General features: G+C 64.6%; 15 protein-coding genes. 8 read left to right on the forward strand and 7 right to left on the reverse strand.

Annotated features, from left to right (window positions below):
• Nucleotides 1–67: 67 nt before the first annotated feature.
• The 3 genes from CEW83_RS12690 (at nucleotide 68) to CEW83_RS12700 (ending at nucleotide 5304) form a co-directional block, all read left to right on the forward strand.
• Nucleotides 68–3601 carry an indolepyruvate ferredoxin oxidoreductase family protein gene (locus CEW83_RS12690; RefSeq protein WP_108949671.1) on the forward strand — a complete coding sequence of 1178 codons (3534 nt, stop codon included), beginning with the start codon at nucleotides 68–70 and terminating at the stop codon, nucleotides 3599–3601.
• A 141-nt stretch (nucleotides 3602–3742) separates the two neighbouring features.
• Complete coding sequence (locus CEW83_RS12695) at nucleotides 3743–4498, forward strand: class I SAM-dependent methyltransferase (protein WP_108949672.1); 756 nt, start codon at nucleotides 3743–3745, stop codon at nucleotides 4496–4498.
• Nucleotides 4499–4596: 98 nt separating this feature from the next.
• Entirely contained in the window at nucleotides 4597–5304 is a 708-nt protein-coding gene (locus CEW83_RS12700) for a ParA family protein (protein WP_108949673.1), read from the forward strand.
• Between the two features lie 111 nt (nucleotides 5305–5415).
• Here CEW83_RS12700 and CEW83_RS12705 read toward each other — a convergent pair whose 3' ends face one another.
• Nucleotides 5416–6045: a response regulator transcription factor gene (locus CEW83_RS12705; RefSeq protein ID WP_108951387.1), complete on the reverse strand. Its 630-nt coding sequence runs from the start codon at nucleotides 6043–6045 to the stop codon at nucleotides 5416–5418.
• A 213-nt stretch (nucleotides 6046–6258) separates the two neighbouring features.
• On the opposite strand from CEW83_RS12705, the gene CEW83_RS21055 reads away from it, so the two are divergent.
• From CEW83_RS21055 to CEW83_RS12730, 5 genes are all read left to right on the forward strand, one after another.
• Nucleotides 6259–6570, forward strand: a complete 312-nt coding sequence (locus CEW83_RS21055; RefSeq protein WP_159099454.1) for a hypothetical protein — start codon at nucleotides 6259–6261, stop codon at nucleotides 6568–6570.
• A 96-nt stretch (nucleotides 6571–6666) separates the two neighbouring features.
• On the forward strand, nucleotides 6667–7215 hold the full coding sequence (locus CEW83_RS12715) for a hypothetical protein (RefSeq protein ID WP_108949675.1): 549 nt from the start codon (nucleotides 6667–6669) through the stop codon (nucleotides 7213–7215).
• Between the two features lie 6 nt (nucleotides 7216–7221).
• The gene (locus CEW83_RS12720) at nucleotides 7222–8151 is read left to right on the forward strand and encodes an ABC transporter substrate-binding protein (protein ID WP_108949676.1); all 930 of its coding nucleotides are present in this window, start codon (nucleotides 7222–7224) and stop codon (nucleotides 8149–8151) included.
• Nucleotides 8148–10070 (forward strand): response regulator, encoded by a 1923-nt coding sequence (locus CEW83_RS12725; RefSeq protein WP_108949677.1) that lies wholly within the window; start codon nucleotides 8148–8150, stop codon nucleotides 10068–10070. Before CEW83_RS12720 ends, CEW83_RS12725 begins: the two co-directional genes overlap by 4 nt.
• A gap of 90 nt (nucleotides 10071–10160) precedes the next feature.
• The gene (locus CEW83_RS12730; protein ID WP_108949678.1) at nucleotides 10161–10580 is read left to right on the forward strand and encodes a PhaM family polyhydroxyalkanoate granule multifunctional regulatory protein; all 420 of its coding nucleotides are present in this window, start codon (nucleotides 10161–10163) and stop codon (nucleotides 10578–10580) included.
• Nucleotides 10581–10607: 27 nt separating this feature from the next.
• Here CEW83_RS12730 and CEW83_RS12735 read toward each other — a convergent pair whose 3' ends face one another.
• The 6 genes from CEW83_RS12735 to CEW83_RS12760 all read right to left on the reverse strand — a co-directional run bounded on the left by CEW83_RS12735 (nucleotide 10608) and on the right by CEW83_RS12760 (nucleotide 17710).
• Entirely contained in the window at nucleotides 10608–11774 is a 1167-nt protein-coding gene (locus CEW83_RS12735; RefSeq protein WP_108949679.1) for a CaiB/BaiF CoA transferase family protein, read from the reverse strand.
• A 115-nt stretch (nucleotides 11775–11889) separates the two neighbouring features.
• On the reverse strand, nucleotides 11890–13122 hold the full coding sequence (locus tag CEW83_RS12740) for a phenylacetate--CoA ligase family protein (protein WP_108949680.1): 1233 nt from the start codon (nucleotides 13120–13122) through the stop codon (nucleotides 11890–11892).
• Nucleotides 13123–13209: 87 nt separating this feature from the next.
• Entirely contained in the window at nucleotides 13210–14046 is an 837-nt protein-coding gene (locus CEW83_RS12745) for an ABC transporter ATP-binding protein (protein WP_108951388.1), read from the reverse strand.
• Between the two features lie 185 nt (nucleotides 14047–14231).
• A complete protein-coding gene (locus CEW83_RS12750; protein ID WP_108951389.1) occupies nucleotides 14232–15554 on the reverse strand; it encodes an ABC transporter substrate-binding protein in 1323 nt (440 codons plus the stop codon).
• A gap of 89 nt (nucleotides 15555–15643) precedes the next feature.
• On the reverse strand, nucleotides 15644–16711 hold the full coding sequence (locus CEW83_RS12755) for a branched-chain amino acid ABC transporter permease (RefSeq protein WP_108949681.1): 1068 nt from the start codon (nucleotides 16709–16711) through the stop codon (nucleotides 15644–15646).
• Nucleotides 16712–16783: 72 nt separating this feature from the next.
• Nucleotides 16784–17710 carry a branched-chain amino acid ABC transporter permease gene (locus tag CEW83_RS12760; protein ID WP_108949682.1) on the reverse strand — a complete coding sequence of 309 codons (927 nt, stop codon included), beginning with the start codon at nucleotides 17708–17710 and terminating at the stop codon, nucleotides 16784–16786.
• Nucleotides 17711–17726 lie beyond the last annotated feature (16 nt).

Here is a 17726-nt window from a genome sequence, read left to right on the forward strand (position 1 = left end):
CCCACAAGGCGGACGGGCGAAGTGAGGTGCAGTACTCCAGGAATACGATTTTTGGCGGGAGTCCCTCATGGCCGAAGCAGATCCGCTGGGCAGTACGCACAAACCCAGCCTGGAAGACAAATACACCCTCGTTTCCGGCCGCGTCTATCTGACCGGCTACCAGGCGCTGGTGCGCCTGCTGATGATCCAGAAGGAACGCGACCGCGCCGCCGGACTCAACACCGCCGGCTTCGTGTCCGGCTACCGCGGATCGCCGCTGGGCGGCCTCGACCAGACCCTGTGGAAAGCGAAGAAGCACCTCGCCAGCCACGACATCGTGTTCCAGCCCGGCGTCAACGAAGACCTTGCAGCCACCGCAGTGTGGGGATCGCAGCAGGTCAACCTGTCGCCACAGGCGAAGTACGAAGGCGTGTTCGCGATGTGGTACGGCAAGGGGCCAGGCGTGGATCGCAGCGGCGACGTGTTTCGCCATGGCAATGCGGCAGGTTCGTCCAGGCACGGTGGGGTGCTGGCCATTGCCGGCGACGACCATGCGGCCAAGTCGTCCACGCTGCCGCATCAGACCGACCACTTCTTCAAGTCGATGATGATGCCGGTGCTCGCGCCGGCCGGCGTGCAGGAATACATCGACTTCGGCGTGCATGGCTATGCGCTGTCGCGCTACTCGGGTTGCTGGGTGGCGTTCAAGGCCCTGGCCGACACGGTTGAAACCTCGGCCTCGGTCGACGTTGATCCGGGCCGGGTGCAGGTGGTGATTCCGGAAGATTTCGCCCTTCCGGCCGACGGGCTCAACATCCGCTGGCCCGACCCCCCGCTGGTGCAGGAAAAACGCCTGCTCAACCAGAAGCTCTACGCTGCACTGGCCTACGCCAGAGCCAACCGGCTGAACCGGGTCATCATCGACAGCCCCGACGCACGGCTCGGCATCATCACCAGCGGCAAGAGCTATCTTGATGTGCGCCAAGCCTTCGACGACCTCGGCATCGACGAAGCGCTGGCAGCCGAAATTGGCATCCGCCTGTACAAGGTGGGCATGGTGTGGCCGCTCGAGGCCGATGGCGTGCGTCAGTTCGCGGCCGGCCTGGAAGAGATCCTGGTGATCGAGGAGAAGCGCCAGCTGCTCGAGTACCAGCTCAAGGAAGAGCTCTACAACTGGCGCGAAGACGTCCGCCCGCGCGTGATCGGCAAGTTCGACGAGAAAGGCGAATGGGCGCACATCGGCCGCAGCGACGGCACGGTCGATCACGGCGACTGGCTGCTGCCGGCCGCTGGCGAGCTGACCCCGGCGATGATCGCGCGCGTCATTGCAGGGCGCATCGAGCGCTTCTTCACCTCGGACCGGATTCAGGCCCGGCTCGCCTTTCTCCAGGCCAAGGAAAAGTCGCTGTCCGAGCGGCTGTTCTCGATCGACCGCGTACCGACCTTCTGCTCCGGCTGCCCGCACAACACCTCGACCCATGTGCCGGAAGGCAGCCGCGCGCTGGCCGGCATCGGCTGTCACTACATGGTGACCTGGATGCCCGAGCGCCGCACCGGGACCTTCACCCAGATGGGTGGCGAAGGCGTGCCCTGGGTGGGCCAGGCGCCCTTCACCAGCGAGCAGCACATCTTTGCCAATCTGGGCGACGGCACCTATTTCCACTCCGGCCTGCTCGCCATCCGCCAGGCGGTCGCGGCGAAGGTGAACATCACCTACAAGATTCTTTACAACGACGCGGTCGCCATGACCGGCGGACAGCCGCACGACGGCGAACTGTCGGTGCCGAGAATCGTCAGCCAGCTGCAGGCCGAAGGGGTGCACAACATCGTCGTCGTCACCGACGGCACGGCGCGCGCATACGGCCCGTCCGACATCCCGCATGTGCCGATTCGCCACCGCGACGAGCTCGACGCCATTCAGCGCGAGCTGCGCGCATCCGGCGGGGTCACCGCGCTGATCTACGATCAGACCTGTGCCGCCGAGAAGCGCCGGCGCAGGAAGCGCGGCACCTTCCCCGACCCCGCGCGCAGGGTGTTCATCAACGAGGCGGTGTGCGAGGGCTGCGGCGACTGCGGCGAGCAATCGAACTGCATGTCCATCGTCCCGGTCGAGACCGAGTTCGGGCGCAAGCGCGCGATCGATCAGTCCTCGTGCAACAAGGACTACTCCTGTCTCAACGGCTTCTGTCCGAGCTTCATCACCATAGAAGGCGGCAAGGTGCGCAAGGGCAGCGCCCTGCAGGCCGATGAATCGCACTTCGCCGCGCTGCCCGCGCCCGTTCTGCCGGACACCGCCCGCCCCTTCGGCATCATGGTGACCGGCGTGGGCGGCACCGGCGTGGTCACCATCGGCGCCCTGATCGGCATGGCCGCCCATCTCGACGGCAAGGGTGTGACCGTGCTCGACATGACCGGGCTGGCGCAGAAAGGCGGCTCGGTCTTCAGCCACATCCGCCTTGCCGATCATCCTGACGACCTGCATGCGGTGCGGATCGCGGCTGGCGAGGCGAGCGCGGTGATTGGCGGCGACATGGTGGTCAGCGCCAGCGTCGAGGCGCTGGCAAAGATGTCGAACCAGCGCACCCGTGCGGTGGTCAATGTGTCCGAGACCCCGACATCGGATTTCACCCACAACCCGGACTGGCAGTTCCCGCTCGAGAAAATGCAGGCGGCGATACGCGAAGCGGTCGGCGACGCGAACGTCGACTTCCTGGACGCACAAGGCCTGGCCACCGCCCTGATGGGTGACGCCATCGCCACCAACCTATTCCTGCTCGGCTTTGCCTGGCAGAAGGGCATGGTCCCGGTATCGCATGCGGCCCTGATGAGCGCGATCGAACTCAACGGCGTGGCGCTCGACATGAACCGCAAGGCCTTCCTGTGGGGCCGCCGCGCTGCCCACGACCTTGCCGCAGTTCAGCGCTTCGCCCACCCCGAGCCCGCGATCCCGATCCGTCCCCCCGGTCTGGATGCGCTGATCGAACGCCGCACCGAATTCCTGACCGCCTATCAGGACGCAGCCTACGCAGCGCGCTATCGCCTGCTGGTCGAGCGCGTGCGCGAAACCGAGGAGAGACGCGCAGGCCGTGGCAGCACCCGGCTGGCAGAAACCGTCGCCCACAACTACTTCAAGCTGCTGGCCTACAAGGATGAATACGAGGTTGCCCGCCTGTTCACCGAGCCGGCGTTCTGGGACAAGGTCAACGCCAGCTTCGAAGGTGATTTCGAGGTCCGCTTCCACCTCGCCCCGCCACTCGTGTCGCGCCTCGACCCGCTCACCGGACGCATTCCGAAGAAGGCTTTCGGCGCGGGCATGATGCGCGTGTTCGGCATGGTGACAAAGCTCAAGGGGCTGCGCGGCACGCGCTGGGACGTGTTCGGCCACACCGCAGAACGTCGCGCCGAGCGCGCGCTCATCACCCAGTACGAGCAGGACATCGGAGAGCTGCTCGACACCCTGAGCTACAGCCGGCTTGCGCTGGCGCAGGAGATCGCCGCCTTGCCGCAGAGCATCCGCGGCTATGGCCACGTCAAGATGCGCAACATGGAAGCTGCGGCACTGAAGCGCGAGCAGTTGCTCGCACGCTGGCGCAGCACGACCGGCACAGCCCGCGTGGCCTGAACGCAGGCCGTGCCGGCGTGGCTCATCCCGAGGGGCGAGCCACGCCGGCGAGGGCGGCACACCGGACACCGGCAGGCAGGATTTCGCGCATCCCCGGCCTCTTCGCTATGATGCCAGCCACCCTTCATCGCGCAGCGCCCAATGCCTCCTGCCCTCAAAGCCCTTGTCGCCCAGATCGCGGGCTGGTTGATCGCCTACCTGCTGGGTCGCGCAGGTGTCCTGCCACCGGGCCTGTGGCCACTGCTCATCGCGCAGGCACTTGGCGCCACGCTGGGCGCGGCCTTGCTGCGCAGTGCGCGCTGGTGGCTGCCCATCCATCTCGCGTTCACTCCACTGGCCGTCATCGCGCTGCGCATCGACCTCGCTCCGGCCTGGTACCTGGCCGCATTCACCTTGCTGGCGCTGATCTACTGGAGCAGCTTCCGCACCCAGGTGCCGCTATACCTGAGCAACAGAAAGACCGCGGCTGCGTTTGCAGCCTTGCTGTCTGCGGAGCGCCCGCTGCAGGTGCTGGACATTGGCAGCGGTACCGGGTCGCTGCTGCGGGTACTCGCGCGACTGCGCCCGGACTGCCATTTCACCGGGATCGAGAGCGCGCCCGCGCCCTGGGCGCTCGGCTGGCTGCTGGGCCGGGGCATTGCCAATCTCGACTGGTGCCGCGGCGACTTCTTCGCTCGCTCGTGGCGGGGGCAGGACGTGGTGTATGCTTTCCTCTCCCCGGTGCCGATGTCCGCGGTGTGGCAGAAGGCGAGCCGGGAGATGCCTGCGGGCAGCATGCTGGTCAGCAACAGCTTTGCGATTCCGGGCCAGGAACCCGAACGCATCATCGAAGTAGACGATCGCCGCGGAACCCGTCTGCTCGTCTATCGCATCAAGCCGGCGAAAGCGCGGAATTAGCCTGACGAATCGCCGCTTATTCACGCCTGCCTCTGCTTGCAAAAGCGAAATAATGCAAGCGTACGGCAACCCCTTGCCTTGAGCTGAGGAATGGATTCATGGCTGAGATCATCTGCGTGATCGGCAACAAGGGCGGCACCGGCAAGACGACGCTCTCACACATGCTGTGTCAGGGACTCGGACTGCTGGGGCATCGCTCCGCCTGCGTGCTGACCGACACATCCCGCGAACCGCTCTCCCCCGAAGGGAGGCGCTACATCACGGCCGACGCCCGCACCCGCGACGCACTGACCAAGGTGGTCGACAAACTGCGCATGCTCGACGACTGGATCGGCATCATCGACGGCGGCGGCAACCGCACCGAGATGGACCGCAAGCTATATGCGCTTTCCGACATCGTGCTGCTGCCCTTTCGCGAATCGCATGAGGACATCCGTACCGTGATCCGGGATCTGGAAATGTTTCCGCGCGCCTACGCCGTGCCGTCACAGTGGCCGAGCAACGCCTGGCAACGCGACGCCGCCGACCGCAATGTGGCACACCTGATGAATACCTATCGCCACCGCATCCTGAATCCGGTGGGCGCGCTGTCCGCATCCAAGCTGCTGCTGCAGAAGCAGGTGCCCGACCAGCTTCCGACGCCGCTGGCAAACGCCTGTCGCGCGGTTGCACGTCAGGTACTTGAAGTCCTTGAGATCGACGTTGGCGACGCCTGCGAAATGCGGGGTGAAACCGGGACGGCGGACCGGCTGCCCCCCGCCGAGATGCCGATGCGGCTCAATGTGACATCACGTCGCCCCCACTGACGCACGGAATTCGCGCCTGATCTGCTGAAATCCGCGATGCTCCGCTCCCTTCCCGCGCGGGGGAGCGTCGGGCGGGAAAGTCGCATCTGCGCTGCGGCAGAACGGGGAGGCTTAGAGCCGGGTGCCGTGGCGCGAAATCACGACCAGCGCCTGGGCACGGTTGGAGACACCCAATGCACGAAAAATCGCTGACATATGCACCTTGACCGTGCCTTCGGAAAGACCGAGGAGATCAGCGATCTCGCGGTTGGTCTTGCCCTGGGCAAGCAGTTCGAGCACGCGGGTCTGCGCGGCGGTCAGTCCGAAACGCTCGCTGACCGGCGCTCCTGAACGGCGCCCGGGGGCGCGATCGGTCGTGTCCGGCGTATGCACGCCACCGGCGAGCACCACCCTGACAGCCTGCAGCATTTCTTCGCCGGAACTGGACTTGGACACGAAGCCGGAAGCGCCGCCCTTGATGGCACGCCGCACCGAGGCCTCGTCATCCATCGCCGAAACCACGATGGCCGGCACATCGGGGAAGCGCTTGGCGAGAACGGCCAGCAGGGAAAAGCCGTTCATGTCGGGCAGCATCAGATCGATGACCGCCAGATCCCAGTCGGACGAAGCTTCCAGCTTCGCCAGTGCATCGTCCGCACCCTTGGCTTCAACGCACTCGACACCCTCCTGAAGACGCGACAACGTCTGCGCTACGGCCTCACGCACAAGCGCGTGATCCTCAACGATGAGTATCTTGATCACAAGGGGCTCCATAAATCACTTTCATCGAGGCGTAGAATGCGCAGAGCATATCACAGCGGCGTTGCCATTGGTTTTTCCTCTGTCTCTGCAGCAAAAAAACCGGCGAGACGCGATGCCGGATACGCTGCGCAGTATTCCGATCTTCATGATGCCCGGGCAATGAAAGTGCAAAACGTTCTGAAATCGGTGCGGGCGTACTGACCGGTCCCGTCAATGATGCCTGCTCACACGACTGAAGGCGAGATCTCCGGCGCGAACTTCCTCGACGCGCCTCCGATCGACCTGTCCGCCGCCCGCCTGCCCTGGACGGCGCGGAACGTACCGTGCGCGGCGGTCTTCATCGATCGCGACATGGTCCACGCCTCGCGCAGGCGCGCCATCCGTAAACAGGTCCGTCGCGTGCCCGGCCTCCGGTGCGGCACCATCAGCGGCCGCCAGGCAGTCACTCGCGATCATTGCCACGGCGGCAAACAACATTGGCAAACGTGCAGCTGCCAGTCTATTCCCGGCTTCTGCCCATGCTGATAACATCTATGACACAGATATCGCACGGGATGGCAAGGCACTTGAGCACCCTGCAAACCTGACGCACGGCAGACCTCCCCTGTAGGACGGCTTTCCGTGAAGAAAAGGCTCTCATCGCCGCCGTTCTTTGCCCGCAACAAGGCACTGGCGTACCGCTCGACCCGACTTTCTGGATACATCCAATGGCGCCTCACCCCGGAACTTCTCGCAAGCATTGGTGCAATTGCAAAACGCAGCCGCGCGGATGATGCACTGGAACGACCACGCGTTGGCCTCACCACCCCTCTCGGAGACGGCCGGACCTTGTGCGCTGCCAAAGACAAGCCCCGCCGCAATCTGCTACCGTTCGAGCGCCATATCGACATGCGTCGCAACGAAGCGGTGACGAACACATTGCCACGCTACACTTTTCAGCCTGGGCCCGATCCCGAGGCCGAACGCATGCGGGCTCGCGAACCCGGCCATGCAGGAGCGTTCAACGCGATGACACCCGCCGGACTCCGATCCGCCAGCCGCTTCCAGCCCGATCAAGCGTGCAATGCGCTTGCGTTCACCGGCCCGGCAGCCGGATCTCACGACACAGGCGATCTGCGACACCAGAAACCCGGGCCCGTCTCACACGCAAGCCTGCGCATGGCGCACTGAGTCCCGATGCGACCGTCTGGCGCACTGCTCTGGCCGCTTGCCGCCGCGCTGATACTGGCAGGAGGCCATGCACGTGCAGGAGGGCAGATCGTCGTCGTCATGCGCACGACCGATGACACGCATCACGAGACCCTTGCAGCGATCAGGAGCGGCCTGCAGACCCCCCTGCCCGGCCTGCAGGTCAACGCGATCGATATTTCAGCCACCTCAACGACCCGCTTCGCCGACGCCAGCGTCGTCGTCAGTCTTGGCTCGAGCGCAGCGCATGTCGTGGCCGACAGCCAGCTAACCCAGCCGGTCGTTCACAGCCTTTTGTCGGAGAGTGCGTGGCAAGGGCTCCCGACTCAGCCGGACCGCGCTGGTCGTCCGCCGGCGGTCGTGCTGGATCAACCCGCAGCGCGTCAGGTGGCACTGCTAGAATTGGCCCTGCCGGACTGGCGGCGTGTCGCGCTGCTTGCCGGGCCAGAGTCCGGGCCGGCGCAACGGCAGCTGACGACTGCGGCAAAAGCCGCGCACTTCGAGGTGAGAGAAGCCACCGTCAGTACCGAACGCGAGCTCTTCCCTGCGCTGCAAAGTGTGCTGCGAGAACCGGCAGTGCTGATCGTCACACCAGACTCACGAATTTTCAACGGCTATACCGTGCAGAACGTGCTCCTGACCGCCTACCGCCATCGTTCTCCCGTCCTTGGCTTTTCCGCAGCCTACGTGCGCGCCGGCGCATTGCTGGGCCTGTATTCGACGCCGGCCCAGATTGGTCAGCAGACCGCCGACATGATCCTGCGTCTGCTGGACGGGCAATCGCTGCCCCCGAAGCAGGCGCCGAAGGCGTTCGAGGTCGCGGTCAATACCAACGTCGCCCGCTCCCTTGGCATCGCGCTCGACAGTGCCCCGTCGCTGACCGCTGCGCTCGCCCGTCAGGAGGCCGGAGGCAGATGACCAGGCACTGGGGCATCCGCGCACGGGTAATGCTGGCAGCCGTGCTGCCGGTACTCGTACTGGCGGTGGTACTGACCGTGTACTCGACGCGCTCCCGTCTGTCCGACCTCGACGACGCCCTGAGCGCGCGGGGCCGGGCCGTCGCCCGTCAGCTGGCGGCGGCGAGCGAGTACGCGGTTTTCTCCGGCAACCGCGATGCGCTGCAGCAGATTACCGGTGCCGTGCTGTCCGAAGACGACATCGCCGGCATCAGTATCGTTAATAACGCGGGCGAAATTCTCGCCCGCAGCGGCATACTCGATGGTCAGCTTCCGCCCTTGCCGGCGGGCCCGGTAAGCGCCCCCATGCGCCTGGTCAAGGGGCCGACCCTGCGTCTGATCGAGCCAATCCGTCCCAGCCGCCTTGAGCTCGACGACGGCTTTGCGGCCATCACCCCTGGCGTGGCCGCACAGTTGGGCGAAGAGCCAATGGGCAGCGTCGTGGTGGAGATCTCGCTGCGCCGCCTGCAGCGTCAGCGCGACGATCTGCTCTGGACCACAGCAGGCTCGGCGCTGCTGGTGATGATCGGCAGCATCCTGCTGGCGACACGACTCAGCCGGGGCGTCAGCGTGCCCATCCGCGAGGTGGCAGAGACCGTGGCGCGGATCGGACAGGGGCAACTGCATGAACGCGTCCCCGTCCTCGGCGGCGGCAGCCTCGCCACGCTGGCCGAAGGCGTAAACGAGATGGCTGAACGCCTGGCCGGCGCGCATGACGAACTGGTGCGCAAGGTCGAAGAGGCCACTTCCGAGATGCGCGCACGCAAGGACGAAGCGGAACGCGCCAATCTGGCCAAGTCACGCTTTCTGGCAGCAGCCAGTCACGACCTGCGTCAGCCGATGCACGCACTGGGCCTGTTCGTGTCGGAGCTTGCGCAGCACACGCATGCGCCCGAGAGTCGCCGTCTCGTGCAGCGCATTGCCGCTTCCGCGGAAGCCATGGACAACCTGCTCGACAGTCTGCTCGACATCTCCAAGCTCGACGCCGGGGTGCTCCAACCCAATCCGCGACCGTTTGCGCTTCAGCCAGTCATCGAACGCATTGCCGCCGAGCAACGACCGGCAGCCGAAGAGCGCGAACTGCGCCTGAAGGCACGCCCGACGAGTTACTGGACCTACACCGACCCGGTGCTGTTCGAGCGCATCATCACCAACCTCGTGAGCAATGCCATCCGTTACACGGCCAGCGGCAGCATTCTGATCGCCTGCCGCAAACGCGGCGACAAGGTGCGCGTCGAGGTACGCGACAGTGGGGTTGGTATCCCGAAAGAGTCTCAGGACATCATCTTTCAGGAGTTCATCCAGCTCGACAATGCGGAGCGTGCGCGGGTCAAGGGACTCGGGCTGGGACTCGCAATCGTACGCCGCCTTGCAGCACTGCTGGGTCACGCCCTCAAACTGAACTCGGCCCCTGGCCGCGGATCGGTGTTTGCAATCGAAATGCAGTCCGCAGCCCCGGAGCATGAACCTGAACTTTCCGCTCACGCCCGCGCGCCGGGGGATCTGAAGGGACTGCACGTCGCGCTCGTCGACGACGACCCCCTCGCGCGCGCCGGCATGGAAAGCCTGCTGCGCTCCTGGGGATGCCGGATGATGTCCGCCGAATCACCCGACGTCCTGCTCAAGATGATGACGCTCAGCACCTCTCCCCTCGACCTGATGATCAGCGATTTCCGCCTGCACGGCGAGCACCACGGCATCGACGTCATCCATGCTGCACGCGGCAAACTCGGACCGGGACTGCCCGCCATTCTCATCAGCGGCGACACCGGCACCGAAACCCTGCGGCTCGCGCAGCAGGCCGGTATCCCCCTGCTGCACAAGCCCGTGCGACCGGCTCGCCTGCGCGCGCTCATTCACCGGCTCATCGGCAACAACTAAGCTGCGTTAATACCGATGCTGCTGTGCGCCATGCGCTAATGCATAAGCATCGGTTACCATGAAAAAGTGGCTCAACCGGGAGAACAAGAAATGTCAAACGATCAGGCAGCACGAGACCCGCTCGAATTCGTGCGCGGCATGTGGAGCAACATGGGTTTCAACCTGCCCGGCATGGTGACGCCGACGCTGGACGTTGACGAACTCGACAAACGCATCGCCGACATGCGGGCGGTCGAGGGTTGGCTGAAGATGAACCTGAACATGCTGCAGATCTCGATCCAGGGTCTGGACATGCAGCGCGCAACACTCGCCGCAGTGAAGGCCATGAGCCAGCAGGCGCGCGAAAGCAGCGATCAGGCATCCAGCGGGGAGAACCCCTTTGCCTCCGCCGCCGCAATGTGGCCGTGGAGCATGATGTCCCAGGCCGCTACGCCGGCAAGCACCGAGACCGAGGACGACAAGCCGACCGAAAGCAAGCCTCGCCCACGGCGCAAGGCGGCTGAAAAGTAAGCTGCTCGCTGCAGGCCGTTTCAGGCTTCAGATCACGCCTGCGTCTCGCAGGCGGCGGATTTCCTCGATATCCAGCCCCAGACCCGACAGCAGCGCGTCGGTATCTGCACCGGCGCCCGGTGCGGGCGACGGAGTGGGCGGCACATGGCCGGACAACTTCACCGGCGGGCCGAACTGGCGCACGCCACCAACCTCCACCACCATGCCGCGCGCCTGCACCTGCGGGTTCGCCATACTCTCCTCGAGGCGCAGCACCGGGGTCACGCAGCAATCGATCCTGTCGAACAGAGCCGCCCAGTCGCACTGTCTGCGACTGCGAAAGATCGCCGACAGCGCCTTGCGTGCAGCAGCGCCGGCAGCCCCGGTATCGAGATGGGCCGGCTTGAGATCTGGCCTGTCGAGTGCATCGCACAGCAAGTGCCAGAACTTTTCCTCCAGCGCACCGACCGCCATATGGCGGCCATCTGCGGTTTCATACACGCCGTAGCACGGCACACCCCCGGTGAGCAGATCCTCTCCGCGCGGACGGACTGCGCCCCGCGCCAACACCTCGACCAGCGGAAAGATTGCGTGCGCGAGCGCGGCATCGGTCATTGCCACATCGACGTGACGGCCACGCCCGCTGTTGCGCGCTTCGAGCAGCGCGACCAGCATGCCGACCACGGCCGCCATCGTCCCGCCCAGCAGATCGCCGATCTGCAGATTTGAGATCGCCGGCGCGCCCCCGGCCGCACCAGTCTGGTCGAGCACGCCGGCGTAGCCGATATAGTTGATGTCGTGCCCCGCCCTGAGCGCATAGGGCCCGGTCTGCCCGTAACCGGTGATGCTGCAGAACACCAGGCGCGGATTGATTGCGGCCAGTTGCGCATAGCCGAGTCCGAGCTTGTCCATGACCCCGGGCCGAAAGCCTTCGACCACCGCATCGGCCGTCTCCACCAGACGCAGGAACAGCGCCCGGCCAGCCTCCTGTTTGAGGTCGAGGCGCAAGCTCTGCTTGTTGCGATTGACCACTTGGTAGAAATAGCTGCTGTCGCCGGCCATCGCCCCCATCGTGCGGGCGTAATCGCCCGCACCAGTATCCTCGATCTTGATGACCTCGGCGCCGTAGTCAGCCAGATGCTGGGTTGCCAGCGGGCCGGGCAGAAGCCGGGTGAGGTCGAGGATGCGCAGACCGGACAGCGGTTGAGTTTGCATGGCGGAACTCGGCTAAAGCGAAAACGGGAAGGGCCGGGCCAAGCGCCCGGGCGCCAAAAAAATCGGCCCGGCATCGCCGGGCCGAAGCTGCCCACACACAACATCGGGTGCAGTACTAGTCGTACTTGCGAATATCGTCGATGAGCTTGCCATCATTGGCCAGACTGCCGGGCGCACAGAAGCTCACCTCGCCGCGCAGCTTGGTCAGTTCGCGAATGCTCGCAGCAATGCTCGCAGCAAGCGTATCACCGCCGACCGAGCTCTCACAGTGCAGGGTCATGCGGTCGTTGAGCCCCGGGTTGTCGACCACCAGCCGCCCCCGGCCGATCTCAGGATGGCGCCGGACGACGTCGGCAATCTGCCCTGGATGGACGAACATGCCCTTCACCTTGGTGGTCTGATCCGCCCGCCCCATCCAGCCCCTGATGCGGACGTTGGTGCGGCCACAGGCGGACATGCCGGGCATGATTGCCGACAGGTCGCCGGTGCCGAAACGGATCAGCGGATAGTCCGGATTCAGGGTCGTCACCACCACCTCGCCGACTTCGCCGTCAGGCACCGGATCGCCGGTGCCGGGTCGAACGACCTCGAGCACGATGTCCTCACCGACCACCATGCCCTCACCACCCGGCGTCTCGTACGCGATCAGGCCGATGTCGGCGGTGGCATAGGCCTGGCTGGCGCGAACGCCGCGCGCGGCAAAGGCATCGCGAATGCTCGGCGGAAAAGCTTCTCCCGAGACGAAGGCCTTGGTGAATGTGGGCTTGACCCCGACCTCATCGGCCTTGTCGAGCAGGATGCGCAGGAACGACGGTGTCCCGACGTAGGCATTCGGCTGCAGGTCGGCCATTGCAGCAAGCTGCAGTTCCGTCTGCCCGACGCCGGCGGGAAACACGGTGCAGCCAAGCGCATGGGCCGCCGTTTCCATCATCGACCCCGCCGGGGTGAAGTGGTAGGCGAACGTGTTGTGCACCAGGTCGCCTTCGCGAAAGCCCGCCGCATACAGTGCGCGTGCCAGCCTGTAATAGTCGGGGCGTGCGCCCTCCGGTTCGTACAGCGGCCCGGGTGACGAAAACACGCGCTTGCAGGCCGAACCCCAGCGCACCGCGGAAAAACCGCCGAAGGGCCTGGCGCACTTCTGCTGCTCGAGCAGTTCGGACTTGCGGATCACCGGCAGCCGGGCGAGCGCCTCGCGACTCGTCACCGTTGCCGGGTCGATCCCCTTGAGGCTCGCCGCGAAAGCGGGAGCACCGGATTGTGCGTGAGCGATCTGCGCAGGCAGCCGCGCGAACAGGTCGCGCTCGCGCTCTGCCGGATCGCGAATCTCTCTGTCATCGTAATGGCTCATGCGTGGATCCTGAATATGAGTAAACCCGGCGGCCTGACAAGGCTCGGCCGCAAGCGGGCGAAGGCGTATGGTCGGGTCTGGATGGGTTCAGCTGAGCCAGCGCTTGCGGCGGCGATAGTGTTTGACGTCACGGAAACTCTTGCGCCCCTCGCCTGCGAGGCCGAGATAGAACTCTTTCACGTCCTCGTTGGTGGCGAGCTCGCTGGCAGCGCCTTCCATCACGATGCGGCCGTTCTCCATGATGTAACCGAAGTCGGCATACCTCAGTGCGACCATGGTGTTCTGCTCGGCGAGCAGAAAGCTGACCTGCTCCTTGCTGTTGAGGTCCTTCACGATCTCGAAGATCTCTTCGACGATCTGCGGCGCCAGGCCCATCGACGGCTCGTCGAGCAGGATCATTTCCGGCTTGGCCATCAGTGCGCGACCGATGGCACACATCTGCTGCTCTCCGCCCGAGGTGTAGCCGGCCTGCGACGAACGCCGGGTCTTGAGGCGGGGGAAGTAGTGATAGACCTTCTCCAGGCTGTCCTTGAGTTCGGCGCGCGAGATGCTCCGGGTGTAGGCACCGGTCAGCAGGTTCTCCTCGATGGTCAGATGGCCGAAGCAGTGACGGCCCTCCATCACCTGGATCACGCCACGCTTGACCAGATCGTTCGGTGTCATCTGGTCGACGCGCTGGCCCTTGAACTCGATGCTGCCCTTGGTGACATCTCCGCGCTCTGCACCGAGCAGGTTCGAGATCGACTTCAGCGTGGTCGACTTGCCCGCGCCGTTGGCACCGAGCAGGGCCACGATGCTGCCCTTCTCGACCTGCAGGGACACGCCCTTGAGCACGAGAATGACGTGATCGTAGATCACCTCGACGTTGTTGATGCTGAGGTAGGGCGCCGCGCTGGCGGCGTTTGCGGTGGCTGCATTAGTCATGGTTTTTGCCTTGTGTCTCCGTCCCACCTCCCCGGTCTTGCCGGCAGAGGGTCTGCAGGATGCTCGTACGGACCATACAAGCGCCCTGCAGACCCCCGCTTGCGCGGGGAGCCTGCACCGCCAGGCGGCTGCCGGGCGGCTTGTCTGCCTTCCAGGCCGCCAGGCGGCCTGGAAGCGTGCGCGACTTACATCTCCTTGGAGCAGTCGCGCGGGGTGATGCCCTTTTCCTTGGCGTAGGCCGCAGCCGACTCTTCGATCATGCCGCGCACCAGAGGCTTGTCGGCTTCGACCCAGTCGGTCACGACGTTCCACTTGGCGCCGTCCCACTGCTGGAACTTGACCTTGCCTGCGCCCTCGTGATCCTTGCAGCTGATCTTGAGGTCAGGCATGAAGCCGGCGGCACCCAGAGCGGCGAGGCGCTTGGTATCGAGGTTGAGGTTCTCGAAGCCCCAGCGCATCTGCTCACCGGTCATCGGCTTGCCCTTGCCGAATTTCTCCTGGGCAGTGCGGATGGCCTCGACGGTGATGATGCCGTGCACCACACCACGGTTGTAGAGCACACTGCCGACGCGCTCCTTGTCTTCCATGTTGCCGGCGTTCTTGGCGTAGACGTTGGTCTGGATGTCCTTGATCACGGGATAGTTGGCGCCTGCCACGTTGAAACCGGCAGCCACGAAGCCCTTGGCGGCATCGCCCGCCGGGATCGCGTCTTCTTCCGAGCCCGCCCACCACACACCGATGACCTTGTCGCGCGAATAGCCGGTCTTGGCAGCGGTGCGCAGTGCGGTCGCGTTCATCACGCCCCAGCCCCACAGGATCACGTAGTCGGGCTTCTGCTGGCGAATCTGCAGCCACTGGGCCTGCTGCTCGTTACCCGGGTGGGCAACGGCCACCTTCTGCACTTCGAAGCCATGCTTTTCGGCGAGCTTGTCCATGATGGCGTGCGACTCCTTGCCATAGGCCGAGTCGTGATACAGCAGGCCGATCTTCTTGCCCTTGAGCTTGTCCATGCCACCGGCCTTGGTGCCGATGTAGTTCACGATGGCCGAAGCCTGCGACCAGTAGGTCGTGACCATCGGGAACACCCACGGGAACACGCTGCCGTCGGCAGCGTCGGTGCGGCCGTAGCCGATGGTGACCATCGGAATCTTGTCCTGCTCGACCTTCTCCAGCACCGAGTACGTGATGCCGGTCGACAGCGGCTGGAACACCGAGTTACCGGTCGGCCCCTTGTTCTTCAGGCGCTCGTAGCACTCGACGCCACGGGCGTTGTTGTATTCGGTTTCGCATTCTTCCCAGGTCAGCTTGACGCCGTTTACACCGCCGTCACGGGCGTTGACCATGGCCATGTAATCGATCCAGCCGCCATACAGCGAGGCGCCGTTGGAACCATAGGGGCCGACGCGATAGCTCGGCAGACCGATGAACTGTTCCTGCGCGGCGGCATAGCCGCTCACGAGCAGACCTGCGATGGCGGCGCCGATGAGTGCGGATTGCTTCAGTTTCATGAGTGTCTCCTCTCTTATGTGTGTGGTGCTGCTTGGTACTGCCTTGAAACCGGCCGACGCGGCAGCGTCGGCCTGATGCTCGAATATGCTCAGTGCGGGAACGGCCACAGGCGCAACTTGTCCTTGGCCAGGGTCCACAAACGCGCCAGGCCGTGCGGTTCGACGATCAGGAAGAAGATGATCAGTCCGCCGAAGACGATCAGCTCAAGGTTCGAGCCGAGGCCGGCAGGCAGGTTTCCCGCAAAGATCGTGTGCATGAAGACGTTCAGGAAAATCGGCAGCAGCACGATGAACGCGGCGCCCAGGAAAGAACCCAGAATCGAGCCCACGCCTCCGATGATGATCATGAACAGGATCTTGAACGACAGGTCGAGGTTAAAGCCTTCGGGCTCCACCGTCCCCAGATAGGTGTAGGCGTAGAGAGCGCCGGCCACACCGCAGTAGAACGACGACACGGCAAAGGCACTGAGCTTGGCGCGCATCGGACGGATGCCGATCACTTCGGCAGCCACGTCCATGTCGCGCACCGCCATCCAGCGCCGGCCCGTCGCAGACCTCACCAGATTCTTGGCCAGCAGCGCCAGCACGACGACGATGGAAAGCGTCAGCAGATACTTGAGGATCGGTGTATTGAAGGCGACGCCGAGGATATTCACTTCCTGTGCGGAGATCACGCCCGAGGACGAGTAGTTGGAGAACCACGAGAACTTCACCAGCGCCCAGACGATGAAGAACTGCGCAGCAAGCGTCGCCACTGCCAGGTAGAAGCCCTTGATGCGCAGACTGGGCAGGCCGAACGCGACGCCGACCAGTGCCGCACACAGACCACCGAGGATAAGTGCCACGATGAAGGGCATGCCGTCGATACGCAGCATGAAGTTGTACGCACCGAACGCCCCTACCGCCATGAACGCAGCCGAGCCCAGCGACAGCTGCCCGGCATAGCCGGTGAGGATGTTGAGACCGATCGCGGCAAGCGAGAAGATCAGCACCGGGATCAGGATGGCCTGCAACCAGTACTCGCTGGCGAACATCGGCACTGCGAGAAAGAAGATGGCGAGGATCACCGCCATGCCGATCCTGTCCTGACGGATCGGCAGGATCTGCTGATCTTCCTTGTAACTGGCCTTGAACTGGCCGGCTTCACGATAAAGCATGTGTTGTCTCCGAAAACCTTGTCGTTATGACAGCCTGCCTGGGCGCTCGCGGGCGCCGGCAGGCTTTCGCGGTCAGACCCTGTCGATGTGCTTCTCGCCGAACAGACCTTCCGGGCGCACCAGCAGGAAGAACAGCGCAAGCATGTAAGGGAACCAGCCCTCGATACCGCCGCCGACGAAGGGGCCGATATAGACTTCGGCCAGTTTCTCCGACGCGCCGATGATCAGACCGCCGACGATCGCACCCGGCACCGACGTGAAGCCGCCCAGGATCAGCACCGGCAAGGCCTTGAGCGCGGTGAAGGTCAGTGCGAACTGAACCCCGCTGCGAGCGCCCCAGATCAGGCCGGCGACCAGGGCGACGAAGCCCGCCACACCCCAGACGATCGCCCAGATGTGCTGCAGCGGAATGCCGATCGACAATGCCGCCTGGTGATCATCGGCCACGGCACGCAGGGCGCGTCCGACCTTGGTGTATTGGAAGAACAGGGCCAGCGCCGCCACCAGGATGCCCGCCAGCGCTGCCGCGAACACGTCGAACTTGGACACGATCATGTCCGCGCTGTCGAGAATCCATTCAATCGGCTCATCGGTGATGCCGAGGTCCAGGGCACGGACGTTGGCACCCCAGATCGCCTGGGCGATGCCCTCGACGAGAAAGGTGAGGCCGATGGTGGCCATGAACAGCGTGATGTGCGGCTGGTTGACCAACGGCCGCAGCACCACTTTCTCGGTCAGGATGCCGAGCACGATCATCGAGGCCAGGGCAAGGATGAAGGCGAGCCAGAACACCACCGCGCTGCCCTCTTCCAGCCCAGTCCAGCCGGGCAGCAGCTCCTGAAAGCCGACAAACGTGAGTGCGGCAAAGAACACCATCGCCCCCTGGGCGAAGTTGAACACGCCCGAGGCCTTGTAGATCAGCACGAAGCCGAGGGCGACGAGGGCGTAGAGCACCCCCGAGAGCAGTCCGCCGATCAGCACTTCGAAAAAGAAACCCATTGTTGTCTCCTTGTCC

This window comes from Parazoarcus communis, assembly GCF_003111645.1.
GTDB classification, from domain to species: domain Bacteria; phylum Pseudomonadota; class Gammaproteobacteria; order Burkholderiales; family Rhodocyclaceae; genus Parazoarcus; species Parazoarcus communis_A.